The organism is Myxococcus sp. MxC21-1, from assembly GCF_032612255.1.
GTDB classification, from domain to species: domain Bacteria; phylum Myxococcota; class Myxococcia; order Myxococcales; family Myxococcaceae; genus Myxococcus; species Myxococcus virescens.
Window position 1 is genome coordinate 9,024,211 of record NZ_CP123278.1, and the last position, 25,804, is coordinate 9,050,014.

The 25,804-nt window shown below is 69.3% G+C and carries 28 protein-coding genes and 4 pseudogenes; 22 read left to right on the forward strand and 10 right to left on the reverse strand.

The genetic code is table 11. The features are described from left to right. Positions 1-7: 7 nt before the first annotated feature. The 4 genes from QEG98_RS40745 to QEG98_RS40760 all read right to left on the reverse strand — a co-directional run bounded on the left by QEG98_RS40745 (position 8) and on the right by QEG98_RS40760 (position 3,568). The gene (locus tag QEG98_RS40745; protein ID WP_090491222.1) at positions 8-1,129 is read right to left on the reverse strand and encodes a hypothetical protein; all 1,122 of its coding nucleotides are present in this window, start codon (positions 1,127-1,129) and stop codon (positions 8-10) included. Between the two features lie 141 nt (positions 1,130-1,270). Further along, complete coding sequence (locus QEG98_RS40750) at positions 1,271-2,146, reverse strand: tryptophan 2,3-dioxygenase (RefSeq protein WP_011557312.1); 876 nt, start codon at positions 2,144-2,146, stop codon at positions 1,271-1,273. Between the two features lie 129 nt (positions 2,147-2,275). Next, complete coding sequence (locus QEG98_RS40755) at positions 2,276-2,812, reverse strand: cell wall protein (protein ID WP_090491221.1); 537 nt, start codon at positions 2,810-2,812, stop codon at positions 2,276-2,278. 198 nt (positions 2,813-3,010) lie between these two features. Beyond that, on the reverse strand, positions 3,011-3,568 hold the full coding sequence (locus QEG98_RS40760) for a hemerythrin domain-containing protein (protein ID WP_316565192.1): 558 nt from the start codon (positions 3,566-3,568) through the stop codon (positions 3,011-3,013). Between the two features lie 124 nt (positions 3,569-3,692). Here QEG98_RS40760 and QEG98_RS40765 point away from each other — a divergent pair, with 124 nt between their 5' ends. The 7 genes and pseudogenes from QEG98_RS40765 (at position 3,693) to QEG98_RS40800 (ending at position 8,386) form a co-directional block, all read left to right on the forward strand. Then, positions 3,693-4,415, forward strand: a complete 723-nt coding sequence (locus QEG98_RS40765) for a lysophospholipid acyltransferase family protein (protein WP_090491219.1) — start codon at positions 3,693-3,695, stop codon at positions 4,413-4,415. Between the two features lie 384 nt (positions 4,416-4,799). After that, positions 4,800-4,847 (forward strand): annotated as a pseudogene (locus QEG98_RS42620) (hypothetical protein); the annotation flags it as partial. A 62-nt stretch (positions 4,848-4,909) separates the two neighbouring features. Further along, positions 4,910-5,287 (forward strand): annotated as a pseudogene (locus QEG98_RS40780) (alpha/beta fold hydrolase); the annotation flags it as partial. Between the two features lie 15 nt (positions 5,288-5,302). Then, a complete protein-coding gene (locus QEG98_RS40785) occupies positions 5,303-6,241 on the forward strand; it encodes a proline dehydrogenase family protein (protein WP_316565194.1) in 939 nt (312 codons plus the stop codon). Between the two features lie 354 nt (positions 6,242-6,595). Continuing rightward, positions 6,596-7,234 (forward strand): trehalase-like domain-containing protein, encoded by a 639-nt coding sequence (locus QEG98_RS40790; RefSeq protein ID WP_316565195.1) that lies wholly within the window; start codon positions 6,596-6,598, stop codon positions 7,232-7,234. Between the two features lie 19 nt (positions 7,235-7,253). Next, the gene (locus QEG98_RS40795; protein ID WP_316565196.1) at positions 7,254-8,183 is read left to right on the forward strand and encodes a glycoside hydrolase family 15 protein; all 930 of its coding nucleotides are present in this window, start codon (positions 7,254-7,256) and stop codon (positions 8,181-8,183) included. Further along, entirely contained in the window at positions 8,183-8,386 is a 204-nt protein-coding gene (locus QEG98_RS40800; RefSeq protein WP_316565197.1) for a glycoside hydrolase family 15 protein, read from the forward strand. The genes QEG98_RS40795 and QEG98_RS40800 overlap by 1 nt, the downstream gene beginning before the upstream one ends. Before the next feature lie 137 nt (positions 8,387-8,523). Here QEG98_RS40800 and QEG98_RS40805 read toward each other — a convergent pair whose 3' ends face one another. From QEG98_RS40805 to QEG98_RS40830, 6 genes are all read right to left on the reverse strand, one after another. Further along, positions 8,524-9,081 carry a hypothetical protein gene (locus QEG98_RS40805; RefSeq protein WP_316565198.1) on the reverse strand — a complete coding sequence of 186 codons (558 nt, stop codon included), beginning with the start codon at positions 9,079-9,081 and terminating at the stop codon, positions 8,524-8,526. Between the two features lie 267 nt (positions 9,082-9,348). After that, positions 9,349-9,963: a DUF2378 family protein gene (locus tag QEG98_RS40810; protein WP_316565199.1), complete on the reverse strand. Its 615-nt coding sequence runs from the start codon at positions 9,961-9,963 to the stop codon at positions 9,349-9,351. A 115-nt stretch (positions 9,964-10,078) separates the two neighbouring features. Further along, positions 10,079-10,396, reverse strand: coding sequence for a DUF3817 domain-containing protein (locus QEG98_RS40815; RefSeq protein ID WP_140870138.1), 318 nt, complete (start codon positions 10,394-10,396; stop codon positions 10,079-10,081). A gap of 112 nt (positions 10,397-10,508) precedes the next feature. Next, entirely contained in the window at positions 10,509-11,231 is a 723-nt protein-coding gene (locus QEG98_RS40820; RefSeq protein ID WP_316565200.1) for a double-CXXCG motif protein, read from the reverse strand. 6 nt (positions 11,232-11,237) lie between these two features. After that, the gene (locus QEG98_RS40825) at positions 11,238-11,909 is read right to left on the reverse strand and encodes a TIGR02269 family lipoprotein (RefSeq protein WP_316565201.1); all 672 of its coding nucleotides are present in this window, start codon (positions 11,907-11,909) and stop codon (positions 11,238-11,240) included. A gap of 71 nt (positions 11,910-11,980) precedes the next feature. After that, positions 11,981-12,601 carry a molybdenum cofactor guanylyltransferase gene (locus QEG98_RS40830; protein ID WP_316565202.1) on the reverse strand — a complete coding sequence of 207 codons (621 nt, stop codon included), beginning with the start codon at positions 12,599-12,601 and terminating at the stop codon, positions 11,981-11,983. A 126-nt stretch (positions 12,602-12,727) separates the two neighbouring features. Here QEG98_RS40830 and glp point away from each other — a divergent pair. The 15 genes and pseudogenes from glp to QEG98_RS40905 all read left to right on the forward strand — a co-directional run bounded on the left by glp (position 12,728) and on the right by QEG98_RS40905 (position 25,721). Then, positions 12,728-13,974: pseudogene (glp, locus tag QEG98_RS40835) on the forward strand (gephyrin-like molybdotransferase Glp). After that, positions 13,971-14,402: pseudogene (gene mobB, locus QEG98_RS40840) on the forward strand (molybdopterin-guanine dinucleotide biosynthesis protein B); the annotation flags it as partial. The pseudogenes glp and mobB, both read left to right, overlap by 4 nt. 98 nt (positions 14,403-14,500) lie before the next feature. After that, a complete protein-coding gene (gene fdhD / locus QEG98_RS40845) occupies positions 14,501-15,361 on the forward strand; it encodes a formate dehydrogenase accessory sulfurtransferase FdhD (protein ID WP_316565203.1) in 861 nt (286 codons plus the stop codon). A gap of 326 nt (positions 15,362-15,687) precedes the next feature. Next, positions 15,688-17,172 carry an exopolysaccharide biosynthesis polyisoprenyl-phosphate hexose-1-phosphate transferase EpsZ gene (gene epsZ, locus QEG98_RS40850; protein WP_316565204.1) on the forward strand — a complete coding sequence of 495 codons (1,485 nt, stop codon included), beginning with the start codon at positions 15,688-15,690 and terminating at the stop codon, positions 17,170-17,172. A gap of 111 nt (positions 17,173-17,283) precedes the next feature. Beyond that, positions 17,284-18,819: an exopolysaccharide biosynthesis flippase gene (gene wzx, locus QEG98_RS40855; protein ID WP_316565205.1), complete on the forward strand. Its 1,536-nt coding sequence runs from the start codon at positions 17,284-17,286 to the stop codon at positions 18,817-18,819. Positions 18,820-18,836: 17 nt separating this feature from the next. Then, entirely contained in the window at positions 18,837-19,478 is a 642-nt protein-coding gene (epsY, locus tag QEG98_RS40860) for an exopolysaccharide export protein EpsY (RefSeq protein ID WP_316565206.1), read from the forward strand. A 197-nt stretch (positions 19,479-19,675) separates the two neighbouring features. Next, a complete protein-coding gene (locus QEG98_RS40865; RefSeq protein ID WP_316565207.1) occupies positions 19,676-20,125 on the forward strand; it encodes a hypothetical protein in 450 nt (149 codons plus the stop codon). 17 nt (positions 20,126-20,142) lie between these two features. After that, positions 20,143-20,352, forward strand: coding sequence for a hypothetical protein (locus QEG98_RS40870; protein ID WP_316565208.1), 210 nt, complete (start codon positions 20,143-20,145; stop codon positions 20,350-20,352). Between the two features lie 8 nt (positions 20,353-20,360). After that, positions 20,361-20,726 carry a hypothetical protein gene (locus QEG98_RS40875; protein ID WP_316565209.1) on the forward strand — a complete coding sequence of 122 codons (366 nt, stop codon included), beginning with the start codon at positions 20,361-20,363 and terminating at the stop codon, positions 20,724-20,726. Between the two features lie 11 nt (positions 20,727-20,737). Then, positions 20,738-20,914: a hypothetical protein gene (locus QEG98_RS40880; protein WP_011557330.1), complete on the forward strand. Its 177-nt coding sequence runs from the start codon at positions 20,738-20,740 to the stop codon at positions 20,912-20,914. 26 nt (positions 20,915-20,940) lie between these two features. Then, on the forward strand, positions 20,941-21,345 hold the full coding sequence (epsW, locus tag QEG98_RS40885; RefSeq protein WP_090491206.1) for an exopolysaccharide biosynthesis response regulator EpsW: 405 nt from the start codon (positions 20,941-20,943) through the stop codon (positions 21,343-21,345). Beyond that, the gene (gene epsV, locus QEG98_RS40890) at positions 21,342-22,865 is read left to right on the forward strand and encodes a PCP family exopolysaccharide biosynthesis protein EpsV (RefSeq protein ID WP_316565210.1); all 1,524 of its coding nucleotides are present in this window, start codon (positions 21,342-21,344) and stop codon (positions 22,863-22,865) included. Before epsW ends, epsV begins: the two co-directional genes overlap by 4 nt. 15 nt (positions 22,866-22,880) lie before the next feature. Then, positions 22,881-24,140, forward strand: coding sequence for an exopolysaccharide biosynthesis GT2 family glycosyltransferase EpsU (epsU, locus tag QEG98_RS40895; protein ID WP_316565211.1), 1,260 nt, complete (start codon positions 22,881-22,883; stop codon positions 24,138-24,140). A gap of 94 nt (positions 24,141-24,234) precedes the next feature. Beyond that, positions 24,235-24,804 carry a type IV toxin-antitoxin system AbiEi family antitoxin domain-containing protein gene (locus QEG98_RS40900; protein ID WP_316565212.1) on the forward strand — a complete coding sequence of 190 codons (570 nt, stop codon included), beginning with the start codon at positions 24,235-24,237 and terminating at the stop codon, positions 24,802-24,804. 11 nt (positions 24,805-24,815) lie between these two features. After that, positions 24,816-25,721, forward strand: a complete 906-nt coding sequence (locus tag QEG98_RS40905) for a nucleotidyl transferase AbiEii/AbiGii toxin family protein (protein WP_316565213.1) — start codon at positions 24,816-24,818, stop codon at positions 25,719-25,721. Positions 25,722-25,804 lie beyond the last annotated feature (83 nt).

Below are 25,804 nucleotides of genomic sequence, written 5' to 3' on the forward strand. Positions count from 1 at the left end.
GGGTGCCTCAGTGCTCGAAGACGCGGAAGAAGGCGAAGAAGATTTCCAGCACGATGAGCAGGACGATGACGGCCTCCAACGTGTGGGAGCGGTCGATGTCCACGTCGCCCTTGAGCAGGCCATACGTCTGGGCCAGCAACTGCTGCTTGCGGGTGACGGCGGCCTGCCACGCCGGGATGCGCATGCGGCGCACGGCGCTCTCGTAGACCTTGGCCAGGTAGAAGTCGCCGATGATTTTGAGACTGTTCTCCACGCGCTCGATGAACTCGTTGAGGTCCACCAGCGTGGAGAGCGTCTGCCGGGCCAGGCTGCGGTAGGGGCTGCGGAACAACGTGGCCCACCCATGCCGCGCGGCCTGCACCTTCTCGTGGATGCGGGTGATGTGCGCGTCCAACCGCTCGTCGTAGTAGCGGAACTCCAACAACTGCGCGTTGGCGATTTCCAGCAGGTCGGGGATGTCTCGCGAGCCGGACGGCTCGTAGACGAAGGCGCTGTTCCAGTCGATGACGACCAGGTCTTGGATGGTGTAGCTGAAGCGCGACTGGAGCACGGATTCGCTCTCACGTGGAGACAGCGGCACCGTGCCGCTTTCGCCCAGGAGCAGCCGGGCCAGGTCCGCGCGCGTCACCAGCTCATCCGCGGTGGGATTGCCACGGATGTGCTCGGCGAAGATGACGGTGTAGCTCTCGTTCTGCTCCCACAGGTGCGGCGCCTGCGCGGCGGGGGCGATGGTGCGGCGCACACCTTCCACCAACTCCAACGCCAGGTCCTCCAGCGCCTGGCTGTCATAGAGCTCGTCCGCCATGCGCGTGAGCGCTTTCAACGAGGTGCCCGGAACGACCGGCACCTGGAGGATGATGGACACGGCGCCATGGTCGAACAGGCGCGCGGTGACATCCACCGTGACGGGGCCGTCCCGCAGTGCCAGGGGCCGGCGGCCCAGCTCATAGGCCAGCGGCGGGTTGGGCAGTTGGATGTACTGACTGTTCTCCCGTGACAGCTTGAGCCGGCGCGAGTCCTCCGTGAGCACCCGGCGCGCGCGCTCCAGGTCCAGCTCCTCCGCGATGTCGAAGGTGCGGTAGCAGAGGACGTACGCCTTGTCGAAGAGCAGCGGTTCGGCAGCGTCCATGGTGCGTGAAGCCTAACCCGCGCCCATGACAATCCGTGGCCGGCCACCCTGGCATGCCAGACAGTCGTCATTCCCTCCGCGGCGCCGTACCGGAATGGACGGCCCCGGGAGGCGCTGGACTGTCTTCAGCCGAGCGAACGTTCAGGGCCGGTGGCGCGGAGGCGGCGGCGTCAGCTCCGTGCGCACGTCCCACAGCTCCGGGAAGAAGCGCAGGTCCAACGCCTTGCGCAGGAAGCCCACGCCCGAGGAGCCGCCCGTGCCCTGCTTGAAGCCGATGATGCGCATCACCGTCATCATGTGGCGGTAGCGCCAGAGCTGGAAACGCTCCTCGGTGTCCACCAGCTTCTCGCACATCTCATACGCATCCCAGTGCGCCTCGGCGTCCTGGTAGATGCGCCGGAACACCTCCACCACCTCCGGACTCTTCTCGTAGGGCTTGCGCCAGTCACGCTGCACGTGGCTCTGCGGCACCGGATGTCCCATGCGCGACAGGTGGCGCAGGAACTCGTCATACAGGCTGGGGGATTCGAACAGCCGCTCCAGTTCGCCGTGGATGGCGGGGACGTGGCGGAAGGGCATCAACGCCTGCGCGTCCTTGTTGCCCAGCAGGAACTCCACCGCACGGTACTGGAAGCTCTGGAAGCCAGAGGAGCTGCCCAGCGTGTCGCGGAACTCCAGGTACTCGTTCGGCGTGAGCGTCTCCAACACGCTCCACTGTTCGAAGAGCATCCGTTGGATGTGCGCCACGCGCGCGAAAATCTTGAACGACGGCTCCAGCCGGTCCGCCTGCACGTAACGGATGCAGGCGCCCAGCTCGTGGATGAGCAGCTTCATCCACAGCTCGCTCGTCTGATGCTGGATGATGAACAATAGCTCGTCGTGGTGAGGCGGCTGCGAGCGCGTCACCTGGGCCGACAAGAGCCGGTCGAGCTGCAGATAATCACCGTACGTGGTCCTTCCGGCCAGGTCGGTGATGATTCCAGGCTCCAAATCGCGTTTGTTCATGGGCCCGGGCATTCATGCTCGTGCAAGCCCCCACGGGCAAGTCTCTCCCGCATGGGCGGACCCCGATTCCTCTCCCAGCAACAGAGCGGAACGACGGGGGCGCGGTCACTCTCTGCCCGGGCCGGGGCAGCGTGCCGCTGGCTAGCCTGCGTGCCCAGCCTGAGCGGCAGCCGCCAACGCCTTGGACGCGGCGCGTCCACGCGGCAGCTTGATGTCGTCCACGCTGTCCGGGTCGGCGTAGTCCTTCCAGTCGCTCGGGCGGCGGTTGGTCTTCTCCAGCATGCGGAGCTTCTGGTAGTGGGCCGCGCAGTAGCCCTTGGTGCGGCTGGGCTTGCCGCAGCCGATGATGGCGCACGCGCGCGAGCCGTCAGCACCCGCCGCCGCCGGCTTGCGGCCACGACGCTTGCCACCCACGGCCGCGGGGGCCGCCGTCACGGAGCTGCGCGCCGCGGGAGGGCGACCCGGGCCACGACGGCCGGCCTTGGCGGCCGCGGGAATCTGGGCGCCGAACAGGGGCCCGACGACCTCGGCCAGCGGGGCCAGGCGCTCGGCCACGTTGCGGAGCGCGTCCAAGTCCGCCGTGCCCTCCTCCAGCCGCGCGACCACGTCACGCAGCGGCTTGAGCTGGACCTCGATTTCATTGCGGATCATGTCGCGAAACGCTTTATCCACGGACATTCGTTGAATCCTCACCTGGGGAACGACAAGAGTAATGCAGTACTAGGGGGGGCTGATGCTCGATGCTTGTGATGCTGCCCATACCCTTACCTTCCAAAAATGGTTTTGTCTAAAGGAAGAGATAAAAGTTGTGACTGAGCAACGGACCATTCGCCCCGTTGTCGCAGGTCTCACCTGTTTCCCGGTGGCAGCCGTGGCCTAGCCGTCCCAGTGCAGGGACTCCAGCAGGGGGGCCTCCCCCGCCACCTGGGCCACCTGGGGGCGTGACAGCAGCTCGTCCCAAGTGGCCGATAAATCACGCCGCAGGTCGTCCAACGACAGGGAATCCAGGGCAGTCATGAGCTGGGGCAGTCGTGCATTCTCCTCTTCTTGGAAATGAGCCACCGCCAGGTCTTCCAGTGTCAACAGACGCGCCTGCCACTCGGAATGGCCCGAGGGCAGCTCTTCCAGCTCAGCCATCAGCTCACGCATCGTGAGATGGTCTTCCGTCTGCTCACGACAAGACTCGCGGCCCTCCACCCCTGCCATCACCGGGTAGAGGCAACGCTCCTCCAGTCGTGAGTGAAGCCTCAGCAATGCCAGCAGCTCCGCCGTCAATCCCCTCAGCTCATCGGGTTCCCCACCCGATGCCAGACGCTCGAGACGCTCTTCCAGTTCCCGATGCTGGTCGATGAGGATGTCGAACGGGCTGCCCATGCCGGAACGTTCGGCATGCACCTGGAAGCAGACAACCTGAGCATGCCTGCGAGCTGGCATTACTCAAACTCCTACGAACCCCCACTGTCGGGGCCACCGCCGCCTCAAGGGCGCCCGGCTGCCCGGCGGCCAGGAGGAGGGCGCCGCCTGCTGGGGCCGGCACGCATCCCCATGTTTTTCCATCATGGATGCCCCGCTCGCCAGCCTGCGCCGGGCCGTATTCCGCCTCGCCGAGCAGGGCGCGGCGCTGTCGGCCCTGTACCACCGGGCGCGGCTGCTGGGCTGCGAGCACCTGCCATTGAAAGGCCCGGTGCTGCTGGTGGGGAACCACGGCGTCTGGGGTTACGAGACACCTGCCTTCTTTCATCTGATCCACCAGGGCACCGGCCGCTATCCATTGGGCCTGACGGAACGGGGATTCTTCCGCATCCCGTTGATCCGCACGGTGTTGCCATGGCTGGGCGGCGTGGAGGGGACGCGGGAGAACGCCATGACGGCGCTTCGGGCGGGCTCACTGGTCGTCTGCTATCCGGGGGGCGCGTGGGAGACCTTCAAGCACAGCCACGGGCGCTACCGGCTGCGCTGGGAGCAGTCGCTGGGCTTCGCGCGGCTGGCGGCCCGCGCTGGCGTGCCGGTGGTGCCCTTCGCCGGCCAGGGGGTGGATGACACCTTCCGGTGGCCCCCGGGCGAGGAACGCCTGCGCGTGCGCCTGACGAACGATGACAAATACCGGATGCCGTTGGTGATGGGCATGGGGCCCCTGCCCTGGCCCGTGCGGCTCACCTTCCACCTGGGGACGCCTCACGCCCCGCCACCTCCGGATGCCAGTGAATCCCGCCTCCGGGCCTTCCGGGACACCGTGGCCGCCAGCGTGCGGGGGCTCCTGACGAGGCATTCCCATGCGTGAAGCCCTGTCATCCCGCCCGGGGGGACATCCCCACGGCCCGCCGCTCGTCCCGGAGGTGGACGACATCCAGCAGGGCTATGCCCACCTGTCTTATGAACGCCGTCCCGTGCGAGGCACACCGGTACGCCTGTTCACCTTTCCAGAGGGCAACACGGACGCGTCACGCACCGTGGTGTGTCTTCCGGGGCTGGGGGCCAGTGGCCGTTCCTTCGCGCCCATGGAGCCACTGGCGGGCGCGCTGAGGCTGCTGCTCTGGACGCCGCCCCTGCGCACCCCCGCCACCCACACCCCGCTCTTGTGGAACCGGCGGTGCTGGACCACGCGGAGGCCCTGCTGCCGGGGCGCTTCGCCCTGCTGGGGTCGTCCTACGGCAGCCTGCTGGCCATGGCCTATGCCCTGGCCCATCCGGAGCGGGTGAAGGCGCTGGTGCTGGTGTCACCGGTGGCCAGCGTGCACCGCATCCGCCGGCTGGCCCTGACGCTGTCCACCCTGGTGCGCGCCCCCGGCCCCTGGCGTACCTGCTGGCGCCCACCGTGGCCCGGGTGCTGGGAGGCCAGCGGTTGCCGCCGGAGGGCCGGGCCGAAATCGTGCGCGAGGCCCGGCGCTTGTCCCCGGTGGAGCTGCTGCGCCGGCTGCGGGACATCCTGGCCACGGACCTGATGCCCCGGCTCCATGAGCTCCAGGTGCCCACGCTCGTCATCCAGGGCGGCCAGGACTTGCTGGTGCCGCCCCGCGCCGCCCGCGACGTGGCCCGGCACATCCCCGGAGCCCGGCTGGCGCTCATCCGGAGCGCCAGCCACCTGCCCTACATGAGCCACCCCGATGCCTTCAACACGCTGGCCGGGGACTTCCTCCGGCAGCACCTGGACTGAGCCGCCACCCACACCATGACCACCGACGCCACCCACCTGCCCCGCTCCGCCCTGCTGTTCCTGGCCCGCCGCCCTGGACTGGAGAGCGCCGCCATGCGCCTGCGCCCCTTCCGGCGGCTGGCCTCGCGCTTCATCGCCGGAGAGACGCTGGAGGAGGCCGTGGACGCCGTGAAGGCGCTGTCCGCGCGCGGGCTCATGGCGTCGTTCGACCACCTCAACGAGGCCGTCCAGACGCCCGAGGAGACGCGGGAGGAGGTGCGCCAGTACCAGCGGCTGCTGGCCCGCATCGACGTGGTGGGCGTGCGGGCCAACGTGTCGCTGAAGCTCACCCAGTGTGGGCTGCTGTTCGATGAAGCCCTGGCCCTGGAGAACGCGCGCACGGTGGTGGCCGAGGCCGCAGCCCGCGACTCCTTCGTGCGCATCGACATGGAGGACAGCTCGGTGACGCAGGTGACGCTGGACATCGTGCGACAGCTGCGCGCGGAGTTCGGCGAGCCCCATGTCGGCGCCGTGTTGCAAAGCGCCTTGCGGCGCACGGAGCAGGACGCGAAGGCGCTGTGCGCACAGCGCATCCGCATCCGTCTCTGCAAGGGTGCCTATCTGGAGAAGCCCGACGTGGCCTTCCCAGACAAGCGGGATGTGGATGCCAGCTTCGTTCGCACCATGCGGGTGCTGCTGGACAGCGGCATGTATCACGGCATCGCCACGCACGATGAACGGATGATTGAAGCGGCACTGGACCACGCGGCGAAGCGCGGACTGCCGCGCGGCGCCTTCGAGTTCCAGATGCTGTACGGCATCCGCAGGGACTTGCAGGAGCGACTCGTGAGGGAGGGTCACCCGGTACGCATCTACGTGCCGTACGGACGGCACTGGTACCCGTACTTCATGCGCCGGCTGGCCGAGCGCCCCGCCAATCTGGCCTTCCTTCTGCGCAACCTGGTACGTGGGTAGGAAGCAGTACGCGCCTCCCCGCCGGGCGTGCGGGGCCGCCGCGAGGCCCGCATGCGGGTGAAACATGCGGATGAAACACCAGACCGCGCACGCCCTCGGGAACCCCGCGCGGAGGACCAACGCCAATCGAGAACGGCCGGCCCGCATGGACAGTCATGTCCGGGCAACCCCATACCGGGGGCGGTTCGCGCGCCGCGGCATTCCCTGTTCATGCCCCATGTCTTGTCGCATGGCGCCGATGCGTCGCGAGCGGGCGGCTGCCCCTCCTCCGCCATCCGCGGGGCCCGTGGACGGCCCGCCGCTCCGGGTGCTCCTGGAGGGACACGCCGCGGGAGGCGTCCCTAGCTTTCCCGCATGGCGCTGCCCATCGAAGCCCATGCCCTCATTGGAGACACGCACAGCGCCGCGCTGGTGGCGAATGACGGCACCATCGACTGGCTGTGCTGGCCACGCTTCGACTCGGACGCGTGCTTCGCGGCGCTGCTGGGTGAGCCGCGGCATGGCTTCTGGCGCATCGCCCCCACCGTGCCCGTGCGGCGCGTCCACCGCCGCTACGTGCGCGACACGCTGGTCCTGGAGACGGAGTTCCACACCGACGCCGGCACCGTGCGCCTGTGCGACTTCATGCCGCTGCGCGAGGACACGCCGCAGTTGATTCGCATCGTGGATGCCCGCACCGGACAGGTGCCGCTCCACCTGGAGTTCGCCCCCTGCTTCGGCTACGGCGACCGCACGCCCTGGGCCCGCCTGATTCCAGGAGGCGTCAGCACCAAGGCCGGCCCGGACGCGCTCTACCTGTCCACGGAGCTGCCGCTGCGTTTGGAGCACAGCCATGTGCTCGCGGACTTCGCCTTGCCGGAAGGGCAGCGCCGGCCTTCGTCCTGTCCTGGCATCCCTCGCACCTGCCTCCGCCCCGGCAGCCGCCGGCCCCTTCCTCACGCGCGCGGACACGGAGCGGTGGTGGCGCGACTGGGCGCTCCGCTGCATCCATGAGAGCCCCTGGCGCGCGCAGGTGCTGCGCTCGCTCATCACCCTCAAGGCGCTCACCTACTCCCCCACCGGCGGCGTGGTCGCCGCGCCCACCACGTCCCTGCCGGAGCGGATGGGCGGCGTGCGCAACTGGGACTACCGCTACTGCTGGCTGCGGGATGCCACGCTGACGCTGCTGACCCTGCTGGACGCCGGCTACACCCAGGAAGCCCAGGCCTGGCGGGACTGGCTGCTGCGCGCGGTGGCTGGAGAGCCAGACGAGCTCCAAATCCTCTACGGCGTGGCCGGAGAGCGCCGCGTCACCGAGTTGGAGCTGCCGTGGCTGCCGGGCTTCGCGAGCTCGCGCCCGGTGCGCATCGGCAACGCCGCCGTGGGCCAGTTCCAGTTGGACGTCTTCGGCGAGATTGCCGACTGCCTCTACCACGCGCTCCGTCACGGCGTCTGCTCGGACGCCGAGGCCTGGGACGTGAGCGTGCACCTGCTGCGCTTCGTGGAGCGCCACTGGGACCAGCCCGACGAGGGCATCTGGGAGGTGCGCGGCGGGCGACAGCAGTTCACCCACTCCAAGGTCATGGCCTGGGTGGCCATGGACCGGATGGTGAAGACGGCGGACCTGCGCGGCATGCGCGGCGCACAGGTGGAGCACTGGAAGGCGCTGCGGGCGCAGATGCACGCGGACATCTGCGCGCGGGGCTACGACACGCGCCGCAACACCTTCACCCAGGCCTTTGGCAGCCAGGCCCTGGACGCCAGCCTGCTGTTGATTCCCATGGTGGGCTTCCTCCCACCCGACGACGTCCGCGTGCGCGGCACCGTGGAGGCCGTCCGCCGCGAGCTGTGCCACGACGGGCTGGTGCGCCGCTACCACACGCACGAGACGCGGGACGGCCTCCTCCGGGCGAAGGCGTCTTCCTGGCGTGCAGCTTCTGGCTGGCGGACGCGCTGGCGCTGATGGGCCGCAAGGACGAGGCGCGCGCGCTGTTCGAGCGCCTGCTGGGCCTGTGCAACGACGTGGGCCTGCTGTCCGAGGAATTCGACCCGGTGGCCCACAAGATGGTGGGCAACTTCCCGCAGGCCTTCAGCCACCTCGCGCTGGTGGGCACCGCGCTCAACCTGTCGCGAGAGGGCGGCCCCGTTCAGCAGCGGAGCCACTGACGGCGACGGCGGCCCGGGCCCTTGGCTGGAAATGAAGCGGGCCCCGGCACGCGGTGGGCGCAGCGTCCCACCTCGTCCGAGGCCCCTGATGCACCCCACGCACGTCCACGTCATCGAGGGACGCGGCGGGGCGGAGACTAGAAGTAGCCGCCGATGGTGGAGGCGACGCTGAAGTTCACCTCCACGTCATTGCCCAGGCCGAAGGCCAGGCGCGGGCCACCGCCCACGAAGAAGTGCGGCGTCACGTGGAAGAGGAAGGGCGCGTAGCCTTCCAGGATGACGGTCACGTCGGCGGGGAGCGCCGAGTTCGCGAAGGGCAGGATGTCGTCGCCGATGTACAGCGACACCTGGCCCTTGGGCCACACGGAGATGCGGTCGGAGAGCGAGATGTTGTAACCGACGCGCGCGTTCAGGCCGAAGGCGGCAATCGTGTCACCGCTGCCGAAGAGCGCGCGGACCTGGAGGCCGCTACCGACGGACAGGTTCTTCTTGAGGAAGTAGTCCGCGCCGGGCTCCAGGAAGATGTAGCCGATGCCGCTGCCCTGCGTGGAGTAACCCAGGCTCGCGGAGGCATCCGTGCTGATGACGAACTGCCCCTCCGAACCGAAGCTCCCCGACGACTCCTGAGCGCCGGCGCTCACCGACACCATGACGCCCGCCACTGCGGCCAGGTTCTTCCAGTTGTTTGCCTTCATGAGACGTCCCTCCGTTGCGTAGGCCCGGCGCACATGTCCGGGCGCTCGGCGCCCACTTCTAGCCAATGGGCGCGGAGGAACATCATTTATTTCGTCATGGTTGTGAACAGTCGCGTCGATGTCATGCGCGGATCAGCCGCGTGACAGAGGGCTCACCACGATTCGTCCAGCAGATGTGTACGGGCCAGCACTGGCAGCGGCCCATTCTCGCGAGGCGAGAAACCGCGGCACGCACCGCGGCCTGCCGCATCCGCGACACGCAGCAGGTCACGAGTCCCAGGACAGCGTGTACTCGCTGTCCAGCAGGGACGTCTGTCCGCCGCGCACCTGGATGTCCTGGGCGCCCACGGCCAGCAGCGCGCCTTCGAGCATGCCCTCGTTGTAGGCCACGGGGGTGAAGATGCGGCGCATGTGGATGCGGCCCGAGCGCGGGCCCGTCCACGCCACCTGCAGCTCTCCGAAGTTGATGGCCATGCGGTAGGCCTCGGGGAGCATCTCCACGAGGCGCTTGGGCTCGCCGCCCACCTGCTGCCGGACCTCGGCGCCGAACATGGAGTTGATGAAGGCCAGCGTGCCCTGGACGCCGAGCTGCCGCATGGCCTCCTCGACACCGCCGAGCTGCGATGCCAACAGCCGGGCCGCGGAGAAGAACACGCGCATGAACGGCGGGACGGGGTAGAGCTCGGTGGTGTCCAGGTCGGCGGGGTAGTCACCGCCCTGCTGGATGGGAGCCACCGCCTGCTCACCGCCGAGGAAGCGCACGGTGTCGAGGACGGCCGCGAAGTGCATGCCGCGAATGCCCTCGGACGCTTCCACGAGCGCGAGCCGCGAGCTCAGCTCGCGCTCCACATCCTCTGGCGTGTCCCACTTGCCGCGCTCCATGCTGACCTCCCGTCGGAGAACGCGCGGGATGCTGGCACAGCTTGGCCGCCCGCGCGAACTCCGGGCGGCCTCGGAGCGGAGCGCCCCACCTGTCACGTCCGGTGCGCGACGTGGCTCAGGGCGCGGGCTCGACGGCCGGCTCGGCCGCTTCACGGCGCAGGCGCGCTTCGAAGACGAAGGTGCCGAAGGGGAGCAGCGACGCGAAGACGCCGCCCACCACGCGCACGAAGGACCAGCGGTAGGTGATGGCCGCCTCCATGAGCGCGAAGAGGTAGAGCACGAAGAGCAGGCCGTGGACCCAGCCGGTGAACTTCACGGCCTGCGGCATGCCCGCCGCGTACTTCAAGGGCATGGCGATGAAGAAGAGCGCGATGACGGACAGGCCCTCCGCGAGGGCCACGGCACGGAAACGTCCAAGAGGGGTCTTCAACATGAGGTTCTCCCCCGCCTGTTTCCCATTCCCGGACGCCGTGGTCCATGAGTCATGGTGACGCAGGGGGGCTGCCTGGTTGCCTGCTCAGGCTCCAGTCTTGGCGAACCGGCCGTCAGCGCGCGGGCAGCTCTTGGAAGGTGATGCCATCCAGGTCCAGCCGGCGCACTGCCTCCATGAAGCGCTCCGTGCCGACAATCATCGTGGAGAAGTTCCCGACCCGGAACAGGTCCAGGTCCGTGGGGAGGGAGGCCGCGTCGAGAATGGGCGCATCCGGCCGCGTCAGGCCGAAGCGGCCACAGGTCACGCACGGTGGCGGCTCATCGGGCGGGATGCAGTCCGGATGCAGCCTGCCGTGGGGCGCAATCTGTAGCTCCAGCAGTTCTGGCGGGTCTTTCTGCCGGAAGCGCAGCTGCGTCGGGCAGGCCTGGAGTCCTTGTACGCCCTCGGAATGCAGCCGCGACAGGGCGTCGCGCTGCACGAGCAGCTTCTGCCCCCATACCCAGGCAATGGGACCGAATACGCCCGTGGCACGTCCGACCAAGGGACCGAAGCCCGTACCGGGCGGCAGTTCGGCACCTGGAGGAACCAGAGGCCGGACCAACTCACGGAGACGCGCGAATTCAGGGAAGGGCTCGGGCCTGGGACGCGCGAACTCGTTGCGCTCCGGCAGTTGAGCCAGGTCGACGCACGGATACTCGTGTCCCGTATGGGCCCATGTCTCGCCGCAAGTGCCGCAGCTCACGCCGGGGAGCGACAGCTTGTGCCAGGCGTTGATCTCCCCTCCGTACTTTGCCGCCGCTGCCTTGTCCTCATGCATCCAGAAGAAACGGCTCATCCGTCCTCACACTCCCGGGCGCGAATAGTAGGGCTGAATCGGACCGCCCATGAGTTGGAAGCGATGTATGAGTTCCCCCGCGAACCTGTAGATGTCCGTGGGACTGGCGCCCGGCTTTGCCGCCTTGAAGTCGCGCCAGGCCTGGTTCCACGCGCCACCGCGTCCGTCTCCACCGTGAATGCGCCGATGGACGTCACGCGGAATCGGCATGGTGTAGTCGTGGATCTTGACGCCTCGAACTCCGAACCACATCGAGAGGTCTTCTGCCTGGGGAAAGATGTGATGCTTTTCCCAGCGCCCGGGCGTGAGCTGGCGTGACGGAGGGATGATCCGCTCGGGCGCGCCAGTCCAGTTGGGGAAGACCATGACGGCCCCACGAGGAAGATGGTGCCCACCTCCCCAATGCCTCCGAGGCCCTCTGCCGGGCGCGGCGGCCGCAGCAGGCGGACGCGCAGGAGGAAAGCGCGCCAGCGACACCGCACCGGGCATGTCCTCACAGAGGTAGAAGCCACATGCGCCCCCCTGGCACAGGAGTGCGACGCACCTGTCTTCGTCGGGTGAGCGACACTCCTTCTCCGCGTCAGCCCCTCCGCTTTGGAGAGGTGCACTCGAGGCGGTGGCGCAACCGCTCCAGAACAAGGCAAGCACCAGAAGCCACACGCACAGGAAGGGTCGCACAGCCTGTCAGTATACCCCTGGGCGTTCTCAATCCCTTTCTTGAGTGCCTTCCTCGGGGAGACACGCGCCCTTCACCCCCGCCACGACGGCAGCACCACACCGTAGCGCGCCAGGTCCTCGGGGGTGTTCACGTTCGCCAGGGACCGGAGTGACGGATCCACCGCGCGCAGCACGGCCTCGGACAACAGCCGCGTGCGCACTCCGGACACCAACTCCCGCATCGACGGATCCGTCGCCAGTGTCGTCCCCCACGCTGGTGCCAGCGCCGACCGGTACGCCGCGAGCAACGGCTCCAGCCTGCCCCGCGCCTCGAAGCACACCGCGTCCACGCCGTCATCCCGCGCGCCCAGCAACACCCGCAGGACCTCCGTCGTGATGAACGGCATGTCGCACGCCACCGCCACCACCCAGGGTGTGCGCGCGGCCACCAGCGCCGCATGGACACCGCCAGGCGCTCCCTTGTCTGGCACCACGTCCGCCACCGTGCGCAACCCGAAGCGCGCATAGGGCCCGGGCACGTTCGCCACCAGCAAGACGTCCTCGAAGCACGGGGCCAGCGCCAGGAGCCGCTCCAGCACCGTGCGCCCCTCCACTTCCAACAGCCCCTTGGGCACGCCAGACAGGCGCCGGCCCTGCCCTCCCGCGAGGATGGCCAGCGTCACCTCCGGGAACTCCGTGCGGATCCGCTCCATGCTCGTGCCCCGTTCGCGCGCCTGCCGCGGCCACTTTATCTGTCCGCCCACGCACGCCCCCAGACGAAGTGGCCCTTGCCCCCGTGGACACAGCGGGCGCTCCACGACATAGGCTGCGGCGCTTCCATGCCCCTCACGCCCCTCGACTCCGCCCGGCAAGCCGCGCTCGACGCCATCGCCCCGGCGGCGCCCGAGCGCGTGCCGCTCCTCGATGCCCAGGGCCGGTTCCTCGCCGCCCCCGTCACGGCCTCCCGCTCGCTGCCCGGCTGTGACAACTCCGCCATGGACGGCTGGGCCGTGCACGCCGAGGAGACCCAGGGCGCATCCCGCGACCGGCCCGCGCGCCTGCGCGTCACCAGCACGGTCTTCGCCGGCACCCTCCCCTCCACGCCCCTCCGGCCCGGAGAAGCCGCGCGCGTCTTCACCGGCGCGCCCCTGCCCCCGGCGCCGACGCCATCGTCCGCCAGGAGGCCGCACGCGCCGCCGAGGACGGCGCCTGCGTGGACGTCTTCATCACCGTGCCGCCCGGCAACGACATCCGCCGCACCGGAGAGGAAGTCCTCACCGGCACCCCCTCTTCGACGCGGGCCAGCGCGTGGGCGCCGCCGTGCTCGGCGTGCTCGCGTCCATGGGCACCACGGACGTCTGGGTGCGCCCCGCGCCGCGCATCGCCGTGCTCGCCACCGGTGATGAGCTCGTCCCCCTGGCACGCCGGCCCTGCCCCACCAGGTGTACGAGAGCAACCTCGTCCTCGTGGCCGCGCTCGCCCGCGAGGCCGGCGCGGATGTCCGCCAACTTGCCCGCGCCCGCGATGACGAGAGCGCCCTGCGCGATGCGCTCGCCCGACTGGCCCCGCAGGTGGATGTCCTCATCACCACCGGAGGCGCCTCCGTGGGTGACAAGGACCGGTGAAACGCGTGCTCGCCGCGCTCGGCGCCCGCTTCTTCGTGGACGGCGTCGCGCTCAAGCCCGGCAAGCCCGTGGCCGTGGCCCGGCTGGGTGACACCTCCGTCGTCGTGCTGCCCGGCAATCCCGGCGCGGCCACCGTGGCGTTCGACCAGCTCGCGCGCCCGCTCCTTCTCAAGCACCAAGGTGTGTTGGAGACGCGCCGCCGCGTCCGCGCCCACCTCTCCGAAGCACGCCGCAAGCAGGCGGGCCTCACCTACCTCATCACCACCACCCTGGAAGCCCGGGACGGCCTCGCGCCGCGCGCCGTGCTCCGCCCCCAGGGCGCCGGGCAGATCCTCCAGAACGTCCACGGCGAGGGCTGGGCCCTCCTCCCACCCGGCCGCGCGGACTTCGCCGAAGACGACCTCGTCGACGTCGAGCTCTTCGACCGGCCCACCTTCACCCCCGTGGGCGCACTGGCATGAGCCGCGTGCCCGCGCTCAGCGTGGTGGGCTGGTCCGGCGCCGGCAAGACGACGCTGCTCACCCGGCTCGTTCCCGAGCTCGCCGCGCGAGGCCTGCGCGTGGCCGTGGTGAAGCACTCCTCCGACGCCCATCCGCTGCACCGGCCCGGCAGCGACACCGCCCGCTACCAGGACGCGAGCGCCGTGCTCACCGGCTTCGCTACGCCCACGGGCGTCCAGCTCACGACGGCCACCGCGCTCTCCGACGCGCTTCCATCGCTGCTCGAGCGCTCCGCGGGCGCCGTGGACCTGGTGCTCGTCGAAGGCTGGAAGGACGGCCCCCTCCCCAAGCTGGAGGTATGGCGGGAGGGTCTGGGCCCGCCGCTGGCGCCCTCGCGCCCGGAGGTCCTCGCGGTGCTCTCCTCCGAGCCCGCACTCCCCACGGACTTCCCACCCGGCCTGCGCGTGCTGCACCCCGACGACGTGCGCGCCGTGGCGGACCTCATCCTGGCCCACCTGCGCCCGAGCCGCCCCGCGCCCCTGCCCCCGTGGACGCCCGCGGCGTCACGCGCCGCTTCGTCCAGCGGTGGAACGGCGCCACGTTGCTCCCGGCCCAGGAGGACGACATCGCGGTGGAGGAGCCTCTGGAGATTCGCGTCAGCGGAGACTCGGTGGCCACCACCATGCGCACGCCAGGACATGACCGCGAGCTGGCCACCGGCTTCCTCTTCGCCGAGGGCATCCTCCAGAGCGTGGACGACCTGGGCGGGCTGGCACACTGCGGACGGCCAGGCGAGGAGGGCTTCGGCAACGTCATCGAAGTCACCCCCGCCCCCGGCGCCTTCCTCGACGTGGAGCGCGTGAGCACCGCCCGCCGGGGCACCCTCACCACCTCCGCCTGCGGCGTGTGTGGCCGGCGCAGCGTGGATGACCTGCTCGCCGTGTGCCCGGCCCTGCCGCCCGGCCCGGTGCTCCACCCCGACGCCGTGGCCCGCGCCACCGAGCGCCTGCGCGACGTGCAGCGCAACTTCGCCCGCACCGGAGGCGTCCACGCCGCCGCCGTGCTCGACGCCGACGGCCACCTCCTGGCCGCCCATGAGGACGTGGGCCGCCACAACGCCGTGGACAAGGTGGTCGGGACGCTGGTGCTGGCCGGCACCGTGCGGGGCCCTCGGGCCCCCCGCCTCCCGCTGACGCGTCAGCCCGCGGTGCTCGCCGTCAGTGGACGCGTCAGCTTTGAGATCATCCAGAAAGCCGCCATGGCCCGCATTCCCATCGTCGCGGGCGTCTCCGCCGCCAGCTCCCTCGCAGTGGACCTGGCCCTGCGTTCTGGCATGACGCTGGCCGCTTTCGTCCGGAACGAGCGCTTCAACGTCTACACCGGGCTCGAACGCCTGTCGCAGGTGTAACCCCTTGAAACTCCTGGAGCCCTTCCAGGGACCACCCGGCGACTGGCATCATCCGTGCCTTCGCGTCAGAGCGGCACCGTAAATGCAAAGAAACCGTGACGAAGGAAACGCGGGCAGCCGCGGTGAATCACGATGTGTTGGTGACGCTCGGTGAACTCGAACCTGGGTAGGGCGGTCGCAAGATTTCACATGCGGTCACGTCTTAGTGACGCGGCAGGGGTTGCACCTCGCCGCGATATCAGGCAAAACAGGTTTCCTTCCGACTTGAACATTTCTAGCCTCAACGGCGACCTCTGCTTCAACTGCACGAAAGTGAGCAGAGGGGGGTGGACACGATGAGCGGCGCAACGGCAAGTGCGGCGGTGGTCGGTGCTCCTGGGTCGGCCAACGCTCAGGGACAAGCAATTGAAGAGGTGCAGGGGCCGCCCAAGCTGGCCCCAGGGTTCGCGGCGAAGCTGAACCTCACGGTGGACCTCGTGCTGCTGTCGTCGGTGCTGGTGGGCTCGGTGTGGCTGAGCGGCCAGCTGTCGGCGGAGTCCGGTTGGAAGGTGTCTGGGCTGGTGCTCGCGGCGTGGGTGGTGTGGATCGTGACGGGCACCGCGCTGTGCCTGTACGACTCGCGCTTCGCCGAGCGCAGCAAGCTGGACCACGTGGCGCTGGTGTCGGTGACGACGCTGGCGGTGGTGACGGTGCTGACGCTGGGCAGCGTGGCGATGCCGGAGGTGGTGACGTCGCCGGTGGTGGGCCCGCTGCTGTTCATCTTCTGGCCGGTGACGCTGCTCCTGCGCCTGTTCGTCTTCCGCCCGGTGGCCTCGCAGGAGCGCCCCATGGACGCGGTGCTCATCGTGGGCACGGGCGCCATGGGCCGCTACACCGGTGAGGACCTGGCCAACCGGGGCCGCCGGCAGATTCTGGGCTACGTGCGCTTCCACGACGACAACGGCTCCGTGGGAGAGCTGCCCGGCCCGGTCATGGGTTCGGTGGACGACCTGGAGCACATCCTCCGCAACACCGCGGTGGATGAGGTGTACATCGCCGGCAACACGCTGAAGCAGGGCGAGTCCATGCAGGCGGCCATCAAGCTGGCCGAGCGCTTCGGCGTGCCCTTCGCGCTGCCCGCGCACAGCTTCCGCCTGGACCGCGCCCGCCCGGTGGAGCGCCGCGCGGTGGCGGACGGCTTCCTGCACTTCGCGGCGGTGAGCCCCAAGCCGCACCAGATGGCGATGAAGCGCCTGTTCGACATCTGCGTGTCCGCGGCGGCGCTGTGGGCGCTGCTGCCGCTGTTGGGCATGGTGGCGCTGGCGGTGAAGTTCACCTCCAAGGGCCCCATCTTCTTCAAGCAGCTGCGCGTGGGGCAGAACGGCAAGCCCTTCTACATGCTGAAGTTCCGCTCCATGGTGGTGAACGCCGAGGAGCTGAAGGAGAAGCTGGCCGCGCTCAACGAGCAGACGGGCCCCGTCTTCAAGATGAAGCACGACCCGCGCATCACCGGCATCGGCCGCTTCATCCGCAAGTTCTCCATCGATGAGCTGCCCCAGTTCATCAACGTGCTGCGCGGGGAGATGAGCATCGTCGGGCCGCGCCCGCCGGTGCCCACCGAGGTGGCCAAGTACGAGACGTGGCAGCGCCGCCGCCTGTCGGTGCGTCCTGGACTCACCTGCATCTGGCAGGTGTCAGGACGGAACCAGATCTCCTTCGAGGAGTGGATGTACCTGGACATGCAGTACATCGACCACTGGAGCCTGACGAGCGACCTGCGCCTGCTGCTGCAGACGGTGCCGGTGGTGCTCACGGGCCGCGGCGCCAGCTAGCAAGCCTTCAGGCAACCCAACCTTTGCGGGGGCGGCATTGACGTGCCGCCCCCGCTCGTTTTCTATGCACCCGGGCAGTCCTGGCCGGCGCCGGGTCCGCACGCTCCCACCGTGAACAGTCCCAGCCATTCCATTTCGCAGGACGCGGGCGAGCGCGAGCGCTCGCATGAAGCGATGGGCGCGGTGCGCAACGGGCTCCAACTCGGTGGCTCGCTGCTGGCCACGTACGCCATCGCCATGGGCGTGCGCTTCCTGCTGCCGGCCCACCTGGGACCGGAGAGCTTCGGGCGCTTCAACTACGCCGACAGCTTCTCCGCCGTCTTCTTCATCGCCACCCACCTGGGCCTGGAGATGTACATCCGCAAGGAGGTGTCGCGCCGGCCCGAGCACGCCAGCGACTTCTTCGGCAGCACGCTGCTGCTGCGGCTGGGCCTCACCGCGGTGCTGATGGGCGCCATGGCGCTGGTGATGGCCCACTTCGATGAGCCGACCGAGGTGCGCCAGCTCGTCTACGTCTTCGCGCTGGCCCAATCGCTCATCATCATCAACGCCTCCGTGGCCGCGCTGCTCCACGCCAAGGGCAAGGTGGCGGGGCTGTCCGTCTCCAACATCGTCACCAAGCTGGTGTGGGGCGGAGGCCTGCTGGCCGTCGCCGTGGCGGGCCTGCCGCTGCCGTGGCTGGCGGTGCCGCTGGTGGCGTCCGAGGCGGTGAAGCTGGGCGTGGGCTGGTACCTGGCCCGCGAGCACATGGGGCTCACCTTCAAGGTGGACGTGCCGGCCACGCTGAAGGTGCTCAAGGCCAGCCTGCCCTTCTTCATCACCGGCGCGGCGCTGGCGGCCAACGGGCGCCTGGACGTGATGATTCTGGGCATGGTCTCCAGCCACGAAGAGGTGGGCTGGTACGGCGCGGCGTGGAACATCGCGGGCCTCACCTTCTTCCTCAACCCGGTGTTCGGCTGGGTGCTGATGCCGCTGGCGTCCCGCGCGGCCGAGCGCTCCGAGGCGGAGCTGACGAACCTGACGCGCCGCTCGCTGGAGGGCACGCTGGCCGTCACCGTGCCCATGATGATGCTCATCGTCCTGGGTGCTCCGCTGTGGGTGGGGCTGATGGGCGGCGCGTTCTCCGAATCCGCCATGCCGCTGCGGCTGATGTCGCCGCTGTTCGTGCTGGCCTTCGTGACGATGAACGCCGGCCTGTGGCTGACCATGACGAACCGCGAGTGGTGGGTGACCATCACCAGCGTCATTGGCAGCGTGGTGCTGATCCCCCTCCTCAACCTGCTGCTGATTCCGCTGATGCTTTCGGCGCTGGGCAACGGCGGCGGCGCGGCGGGCACGGCGCTGTCCATGCTGCTCATGGAAATCTGCGTCACCATCAGCCTGCTGGGGCGCATGGGCAAGGCGGCCTTCGACGCGCGCCTGGTGTCCATGATGGCCAAGACGGCCGTCATCTGCGCGGCCATCGCCGTGCTGGACCAGACGCTGCTGGCCTCCCTGAACCCGTGGGTGCGCATCACCGTGGAGGCCGTGCTGTACATCGTCGCGGTGCTGGCTACCGGCGCGGTGCGCCCCGGCGAGGTGCTCCAGGTGGTGCGCATCGCCCGCCGCCGTGGAAACCCCGCGCCCGAGGCCGCGCCCACCCCGTGAGGAGAGTTCCGCCGCTCATGCCGTCCACGCACCGCCAGCTGCCTTCCGCCCCGCGCCACCCCTGGCGCTCGTTCGCCGCCTGCGCCGCGCTGCTGCTGCTGGCGCCCGCCTGCCGGGGCCTGGGCAAGTACACCTGGGTGGATGACTACCAGGAGAAGCCGCCCCCGGTGGACTCGGCGTACCGCATCGCCGCGGGCGACCTGCTCAACATCCGCGTGTGGAACCAGGAGTCGCTCACCACGCAGGCCCGCGTGCGCGAGGACGGCCGCATCAGCCTGCTCTTCCTGGACGACGTGGAGGCCGCCGGCCACACGCCGGCCATGCTGTCGCAGCAAATCCAGACGCGGCTGAAGGACTACATCAACCACCCCGTCGTCACCGTCGCGCTGGAGATGGCGCGCCCCATCAAGGTGACCATGATGGGTGAGGTCAACCGCATCGGTCCGCTGGAAATCGACCCGGGCGCCAGCCTGCTTCAGGCCCTGGCCGGCGCGGGCGGCTTCACCGAGTACGCCCACAAGGACCGCATCTTCGTCATGCGCCAGGAAGAGGGCGCCGCGCCCGAGCGCATCCGCTTCCGCTATGACGACCTCATCCACGCCGAGGGGCGCGCACCCACCTTCCGCCTGCGCCCCGGTGACGTGGTGGTGGTGGAATAACCCGTGCTGGGGACGGTCCTCACCGTCGCGTTGCTGGAGGTGTCCTCCGCCTCAGTCAGCTACGCCACGGCCGCGCGCGTCGACTCGCGCCTGCGCTCCAACGAGGACCCCGCCCCCGAGGCCCCCGTGTCGCCGGTGACACCGACGTCACCCCGCTCCTGGGCCTGGAGATTCGCGAGGGCAACACCGCGCTCCAGGTGGAGTACGCCCCGCGCATCAGCCTGCGCGAAGTCACCGCCCGCGCGCGCACCGAAATCCAGCACATGGGCCGCCTGGCCGGCCTGTGGCGCCCCGAGCGCGGCCTGTCCCTGCGCCTGTCGGAGGAGCTGGTGCTGGGCAGCGTCAACCTCCTCACCACGGACCTGGGCTCCCTGCCCGGCGGCACACCGGGCACCCCTGACGGACCGCTGCCTCCGCCCGGAAGCGGCGGGCCCCTGCAGCCCCTGCCCCAGGCGGACACCGTCTACTTCCTCTCCTCCGCGACGACGCTGACGGCGGACACCGGCTGGCTGGGGCGGCGGTGGAACCTCACCGGCTCCGGCGGCTTCTCCATCAGCGGCGGCCTGGACGGGCCCGCCCGCGAAGCGGTGCCCATGCAGTATGGCCCGCGCGCGGACGTGTCCCTCAGCCATGCGCTGTCCCCCTGAGCGCCATCACCACCTCCGTGGCGTTCAACTCCGCGCGCTTCTCCACCGGGGCGAACAACACCATCGTCACGCTGCGGGAGGCCTGGGGGCACCGGGTGGACAGGCGCACCTCCCTGGAGGCCGGAGCGGGCGTGAGCGTGGTGCACGCCATCCCCGTGCCCCCGGCGAAGGCGAGCCCGAGCCCGGCCCGCTGGACGCGCCCCGGACGGAGCTGCTCCCCAACCTGAATGTCGGGGTGAGCCACCGGGTTCCCTCGCGCACCGCGGACTTCAATGGCCGGGCGGACCTGCGGCTCGTCCCCTTCACGGACCGGCTCACGGCGCGCGTCTACCCTCGGGCGGACCTGACGCTGACGGGGACCTGGGCCCTGGGGCCCCGCGTGCGCGTGTCCGCCATGGGCGGCGGCGCCGCGGCCGTCGGCGGAAGTCGTGGGGACAGCATCCTTTCCGGAGGCTTCACTGGTTCCTGGATTCTCACGCGGTGGGTGTCCGTGGATACCGACCTCCGCGGGACGTGGAGCCGCTCGCCCGAACTCCCGGCGGCCCGGCTGACGTGGGCTGCGACGTTGGGCCTGTCCGTGCGGCAAACTGGTATTCTCTGAGGGCTGGCGCCATGGCGAAGCTCATCTTGATGTCCGTCCTCATCCTCACCATCGCTCTGCCAGCCAAGGCGGCGAGGGATCCGCATCCGATGCGGGGGCTGAAGAAGGCCATCCTCTGGTTCGTCCTCTTCAACGCGGCATACACGTATGGCGTCCTCGTCTGGGTGCCACGGCTCGGGTTCGGCTGAGCGAGTTTCAGAAAGGTTGACGACGGATGGAGTCCGACCTGCACACGGTCCTCTTGGTGGAGGACGCCCCCTTCTTCCGGAAGATGCTGGGCGACTACCTGCGGGACATGGGGTTCAAGGAGGTCGTGGAGCTGCCCAGTGGCCGCGCCGCGCTCAAGCACCTGGAGACGGCCGCGCGTCCCGACCTCGTGTGTCTGGACCTGACGCTGCCGGACATCTCCGGCTATGACCTCTGCGAGCACATCCGCCGCTCGGCGACGATGGCGGACGTGCCGGTGCTGGTGGTGAGCGCCCGGGACTTGCCGGAGGACAAGGCGCACGCCGAGGAGGCCGGCGCCAACGGCTACCTGGGCAAGCCCTTCACCCAGGAGGAGTTCACCCGGCGGGTGCAGTCGCTCCTCAAGAGCACTGGGGCCAGGAGGGCGCCGTGACGGTCCCCGCGCCCGGGGCTCCCGGGCCGCGCCCCCAGCTGGTGCCGCCGCGGCCCGCGTTCACTCCGGAGCGCCCGGAGACGAACGCACCCGCGGACCTCATCGACTGGGGCTTCGCCATCGACGCGGTCTTCTTCTTGAAGAACGCGGTGCTGCGGCACTGGTTCCTCGCCCTGGTGGTGATGGGCGCGGTGTCCGCCATGGCGGTGGGCGTCAGCAAAATCATGCCGCGCAAGTACCGCGTGGAGACGCGGATGCTGACGCAGCGCAACTTCATCATCTCCTCGCTGGCCAACCCCGGGCGCTCCATCCCCGTGGACGCGGACCAGCCCACGCGCGCCGCGTGGGAGATGGTGATGAAGCACGACAACCTCAAGTCCATCGTCGCGCAGGCGAAGCTGGTGGAGTACTGGGAGCTGCAGCGCTCGCCGCTGAGCCGGCTGAAGGAGAAGGTGCTGCGCAAGCCGCCCAAGCCCATGTCGGACGAGGACAAGCGCGACGCGCTCACCGCCATGCTGGAGCAGGCGATGATTGTCGGCGTGGAGGGCGGCACGGGCACCGTCTCCATCGGCGTGGAGTGGAGCGACCCGCAGCTGGCGCTCAACATCGTGCAGGCCGCGCAGCAGAACTTCCTCGACATGCGCCAGGCGGCGGAGATGGGGGCGGTGCAGGAGGCCATCACCATCCTGGAGAAGCAGGTGGTGGACGAGGCCGCGGGCATCCAGCAGGCCATTGGCCAGCTCAACGCGGCGGTGAAGCGCGTGGAGGCCCGGCAGAAGAAGGAGGAGGAGAAGAAGGGACGGCGGGGCGGTGCCGCGGCCACGGCCAACGCCGCGCTGGGCATCAACACCGACCACCTGCTGGCGCAGATGCGCTTCATGATTCAGACGAAGCGCCGGGCCATTGGGGACGTGGAGGACTTCCGCTCGCGGCGGCTGACGGAGCTGCGCAACCAGCTGTCCGAGCAGCGCGTCATCTATTCGCCGCAGCACCCCATCATCACCGACCTGGAGCAGCGCATCTCCTCGCTCCAGGAGGATTCGCCGCAGTTGATTGCGCTGCGCTCGGAGATGACGGAGCTCATCAACGAGTACGTGCGCAACGGCGGTGACCCGGGTGAGCTGGAGTCCGGGCTGGCGACGGCGGCTATTGGCGGCGCGACGTTCGGCGGGCCGGCCACGTCGGATGACCCGGAGGTGTCGGTGGCGGCGGACCGGGTGCGCATGCTGGTGATGCGGCACCAGGAGAAGATGCGGCGGTTGGACCAGGCGCGCACGGAGCTGGAGATTTCCCGCGCGTCCATGAAGCACCGCTTCAGCGTGCTGTCGCCGCCCACCTTCCCAGAGCGGCCGTCCAAGCCGAAGGTGAAGCTCATCGTCGCCGCGGGCGTGGTGGGCGGAATCGGCATGGGCATCTTCGCGGCGCTGGCGCTGGACATCATCCGCCGGCGCATTCTGGAGAAGTGGCAGGTCGAGCGGATTCTGAAGCTACCCGTGCTGGCGGAGCTGGAGCGGCGCTGAACAGCGCGCTCGGGGGTGCATGTCGTGACATCGTGGACGTGGCTGGACGTGGCGCTGTGCGTGGCGCAGCTTCCCGTGGCGGTGGCGTGTGGCTATCTGCTGACCCTGACGCTGCGCTCCTATCGGCCCCAGCCGCCGACGACGCGCATCGGGCCGCGGAAGTTCGACATCATCATCCCCGCGCACAACGAGGAGCTGGGCATCGCCCGGACGGTGAAGAACCTGTCCGAGGTGGACTACCCGGCGCACCTTCGGCGCATCATCGTGGTGGCGGACAACTGTTCCGACGCGACGGCGCAGAAGGCGCGTGAGGCAGGCGCCTTCGTCCTGGAGCGCCAGGACACGACGAAGCGGGGCAAGGGCTACGCGCTGGCCCACGCCTTCGAGTTCAGCCAGCAGGACGGCTTCGCCGAGGCGGTGGTGGTGGTGGACGCGGACACGGTGGTGTCGCCCAACCTGCTGACCGCCTTCGCGAAGCGCATCGAGGGTGTCGAGGGCAAGGAGGTCGATGGCGTGAAGGGCGGGCTCGAAGCCGCGCACGCCATGCAGGCGCACTACGGGGTGATGAACCCCACGGCGTCCTGGCGCACGCGGCTGATGACCATTGCCCTGGGCATGTTCCACAAGGTGCGCTCACAGGGCCGCGAGGCCCTGGGCGTGTCGTGCGGCCTGCGCGGCAACGGCATGTGCTTCACGCACCACGCGCTGGCCAAGGTGCCGCATGACGCCTTCAGCGTGGTGGAGGACCTGGAGTACGGCATCCGCCTGGCCCGCAACGGCTTCCGCGTGCACTACGTCTGGGAGGCGGACGTGCTGGGGGAGATGGTGTCCGCGGAGAAGCAGAGCCGCTCGCAGCGTCAACGCTGGGAGGGGGGCCGCGCGCAGATGCGCAAGCTGCACGGATGGCCGCTGCTGAAGGATGGCCTCCGGAAGAGGGACGGCACGCTGTTGGACATCGCCATGGACGTGCTGGTGCCGCCGCTGAGCCAGCTGGTGCTGGCGGCGGTGGGTTGCGCGGTGATGGCCGGGGCGTTCGCCTGGTGGTCCCACAACCCGATGCCGTGGGCGCTGGGCGTGGCGGGCTTCAGCGTGGCCAGCCTGGGGGCGTATGTCCTGCGCGGCTGGTGGGTGTCTGGCGTGGGCGTTCGCGGCCTGCTGGACCTGGCCTGGGCGCCTGTCTACGTCGTGTGGAAGGTGTGGCTCATGCTGCGCGGCCCCGGCGCGGAGAAGCGCGGCGAGTGGGTGCGGACCTCGCGTGAGGGCGAGAACCGGTAGCGGGCGGTGTGCACGAAACTCAAATTGGACTTGAGTTTCGTGCAGTCGAGCGTGGCGACTTGCACGAAACTCAAATTGGACTTTAGTTTCGTGCGTGGGAACGGCGCGACGCGGCCAGCCAGATTGGGACCGGCTCTTCGACATCGTCGCGGGGCAATCGGGCCTGTTCACGGCGCAGCAGGCACTGGAGGCGGGGTATTCGCCGCAGGTGCTCGCCCACCATGTGGGGGCCGGGAGGTTCCACCGTGTGCGCCGTGGCATCTACCGGCTGGTGCATTTTCCGGCCAGTGAGCACGAGGACCTCGTCGCCGTCTGGCTCTGGTCCGAGCAGCAAGGTGTCTTCTCCCACCAGACCGCGCTGTCGCTTCATGGCCTGTCGGACGTCCTGCCCTCACGGGTGCACCTGTCGCTGCCGGCCGCGTGGAGACAACGCCGGTTCCGCGCCCCCGCGGGCACCGTGCTCCACCATGCCGACGTTGGCGAAACGGAGCGCGTCTGGTTCGGTCCCATCCCAGGGACTTCGCCGCGCAGAACGCTGCTGGACTGCGCAGCGGCGCAGGTCTCACCCGACCTGCTGAATCAGGCCATCGCGCAGGCCCTGTCACGCGGACTCATTCTCACGTCAGACCTGGTGGGTATTCAGAGTGCGGCCCAACGTCCCTAGGACGCCTCCGCATGCCCCCTCGCAGGTACACGAACGCCGCGGGCTTCAAGCACGCGCTCGAACAGCGCCTCCGCGCAGCGACGCCCTCTGGGTTGGCCTTCGCGCGACGGCGACAACTCCTCGTCTTCGACCGGTTCCTCGCACGGGTGGTCCGCGTCTTCGAGGACTCCGTCACCTTGAAGGGAGGACTGGTTCTTGAATTCCGGCTGAACCGGGCGCGGACAACACGGGACGTGGACCTCCGATTCGTCGGGCCGCCTCTCGACGTGCTTCAGCGACTCGAACACGCCAGTCAGCTCGACCTGGGGGACTTCATGCGCTTCCAGGTCCGCGCGGATTCAGCGCACCCCGAAATCCAGAACGACGGGATGAAGTATGACGGGCTGCGTTTTCGAGCGGAGTGTGACCTCGCTGGCCGCATCTATGGCGCACCCTTTGGCGTCGACGTCGCGTTTGGAGATCCCATCACCGGAGAACCAGATGTCGTCGTGACCGATGACGTGTTGGGCTTCGCTGGCATCACACCGCCAACGCTGCGGCTCTATCCCGTCGAGACGCATCTGGCGGAGAAGCTTCACGCGTATACGTTGCCGCGCGCCCGGCCCAACACGCGCATCAAGGACCTTCCGGACATTGCGCTGCTCGCCATGGCTCGGGAGATCGATTCGACGCGCCTGCGAGCAGCCCTTGAGCAGACGTTTGCGTTCCGCGGAACGCACCCGCTCCCGTACTTCGTTCCCGAGCCCCCGGCGCAGTGGCAGCAGCCCTACGCGAAGATGGCACGTGAGGACGCCCTTCCCTGGCCAACGTTGGACGCGCTCACCATGGCGGTGCGGGCATTTCTCGGCCCGGTGCTCGTGGACTCGCAGGCGGGCACGTGGGCTCCAGAAAGGTGGACCTGGAATGTGCAGCCCTGAGGTGCGAGTGCGGCCAGAGCGACGGCTCGGAACACATCGCCCGATGATGGAACCATGATGAAGAGGCGAGGCGCGCATGAAGT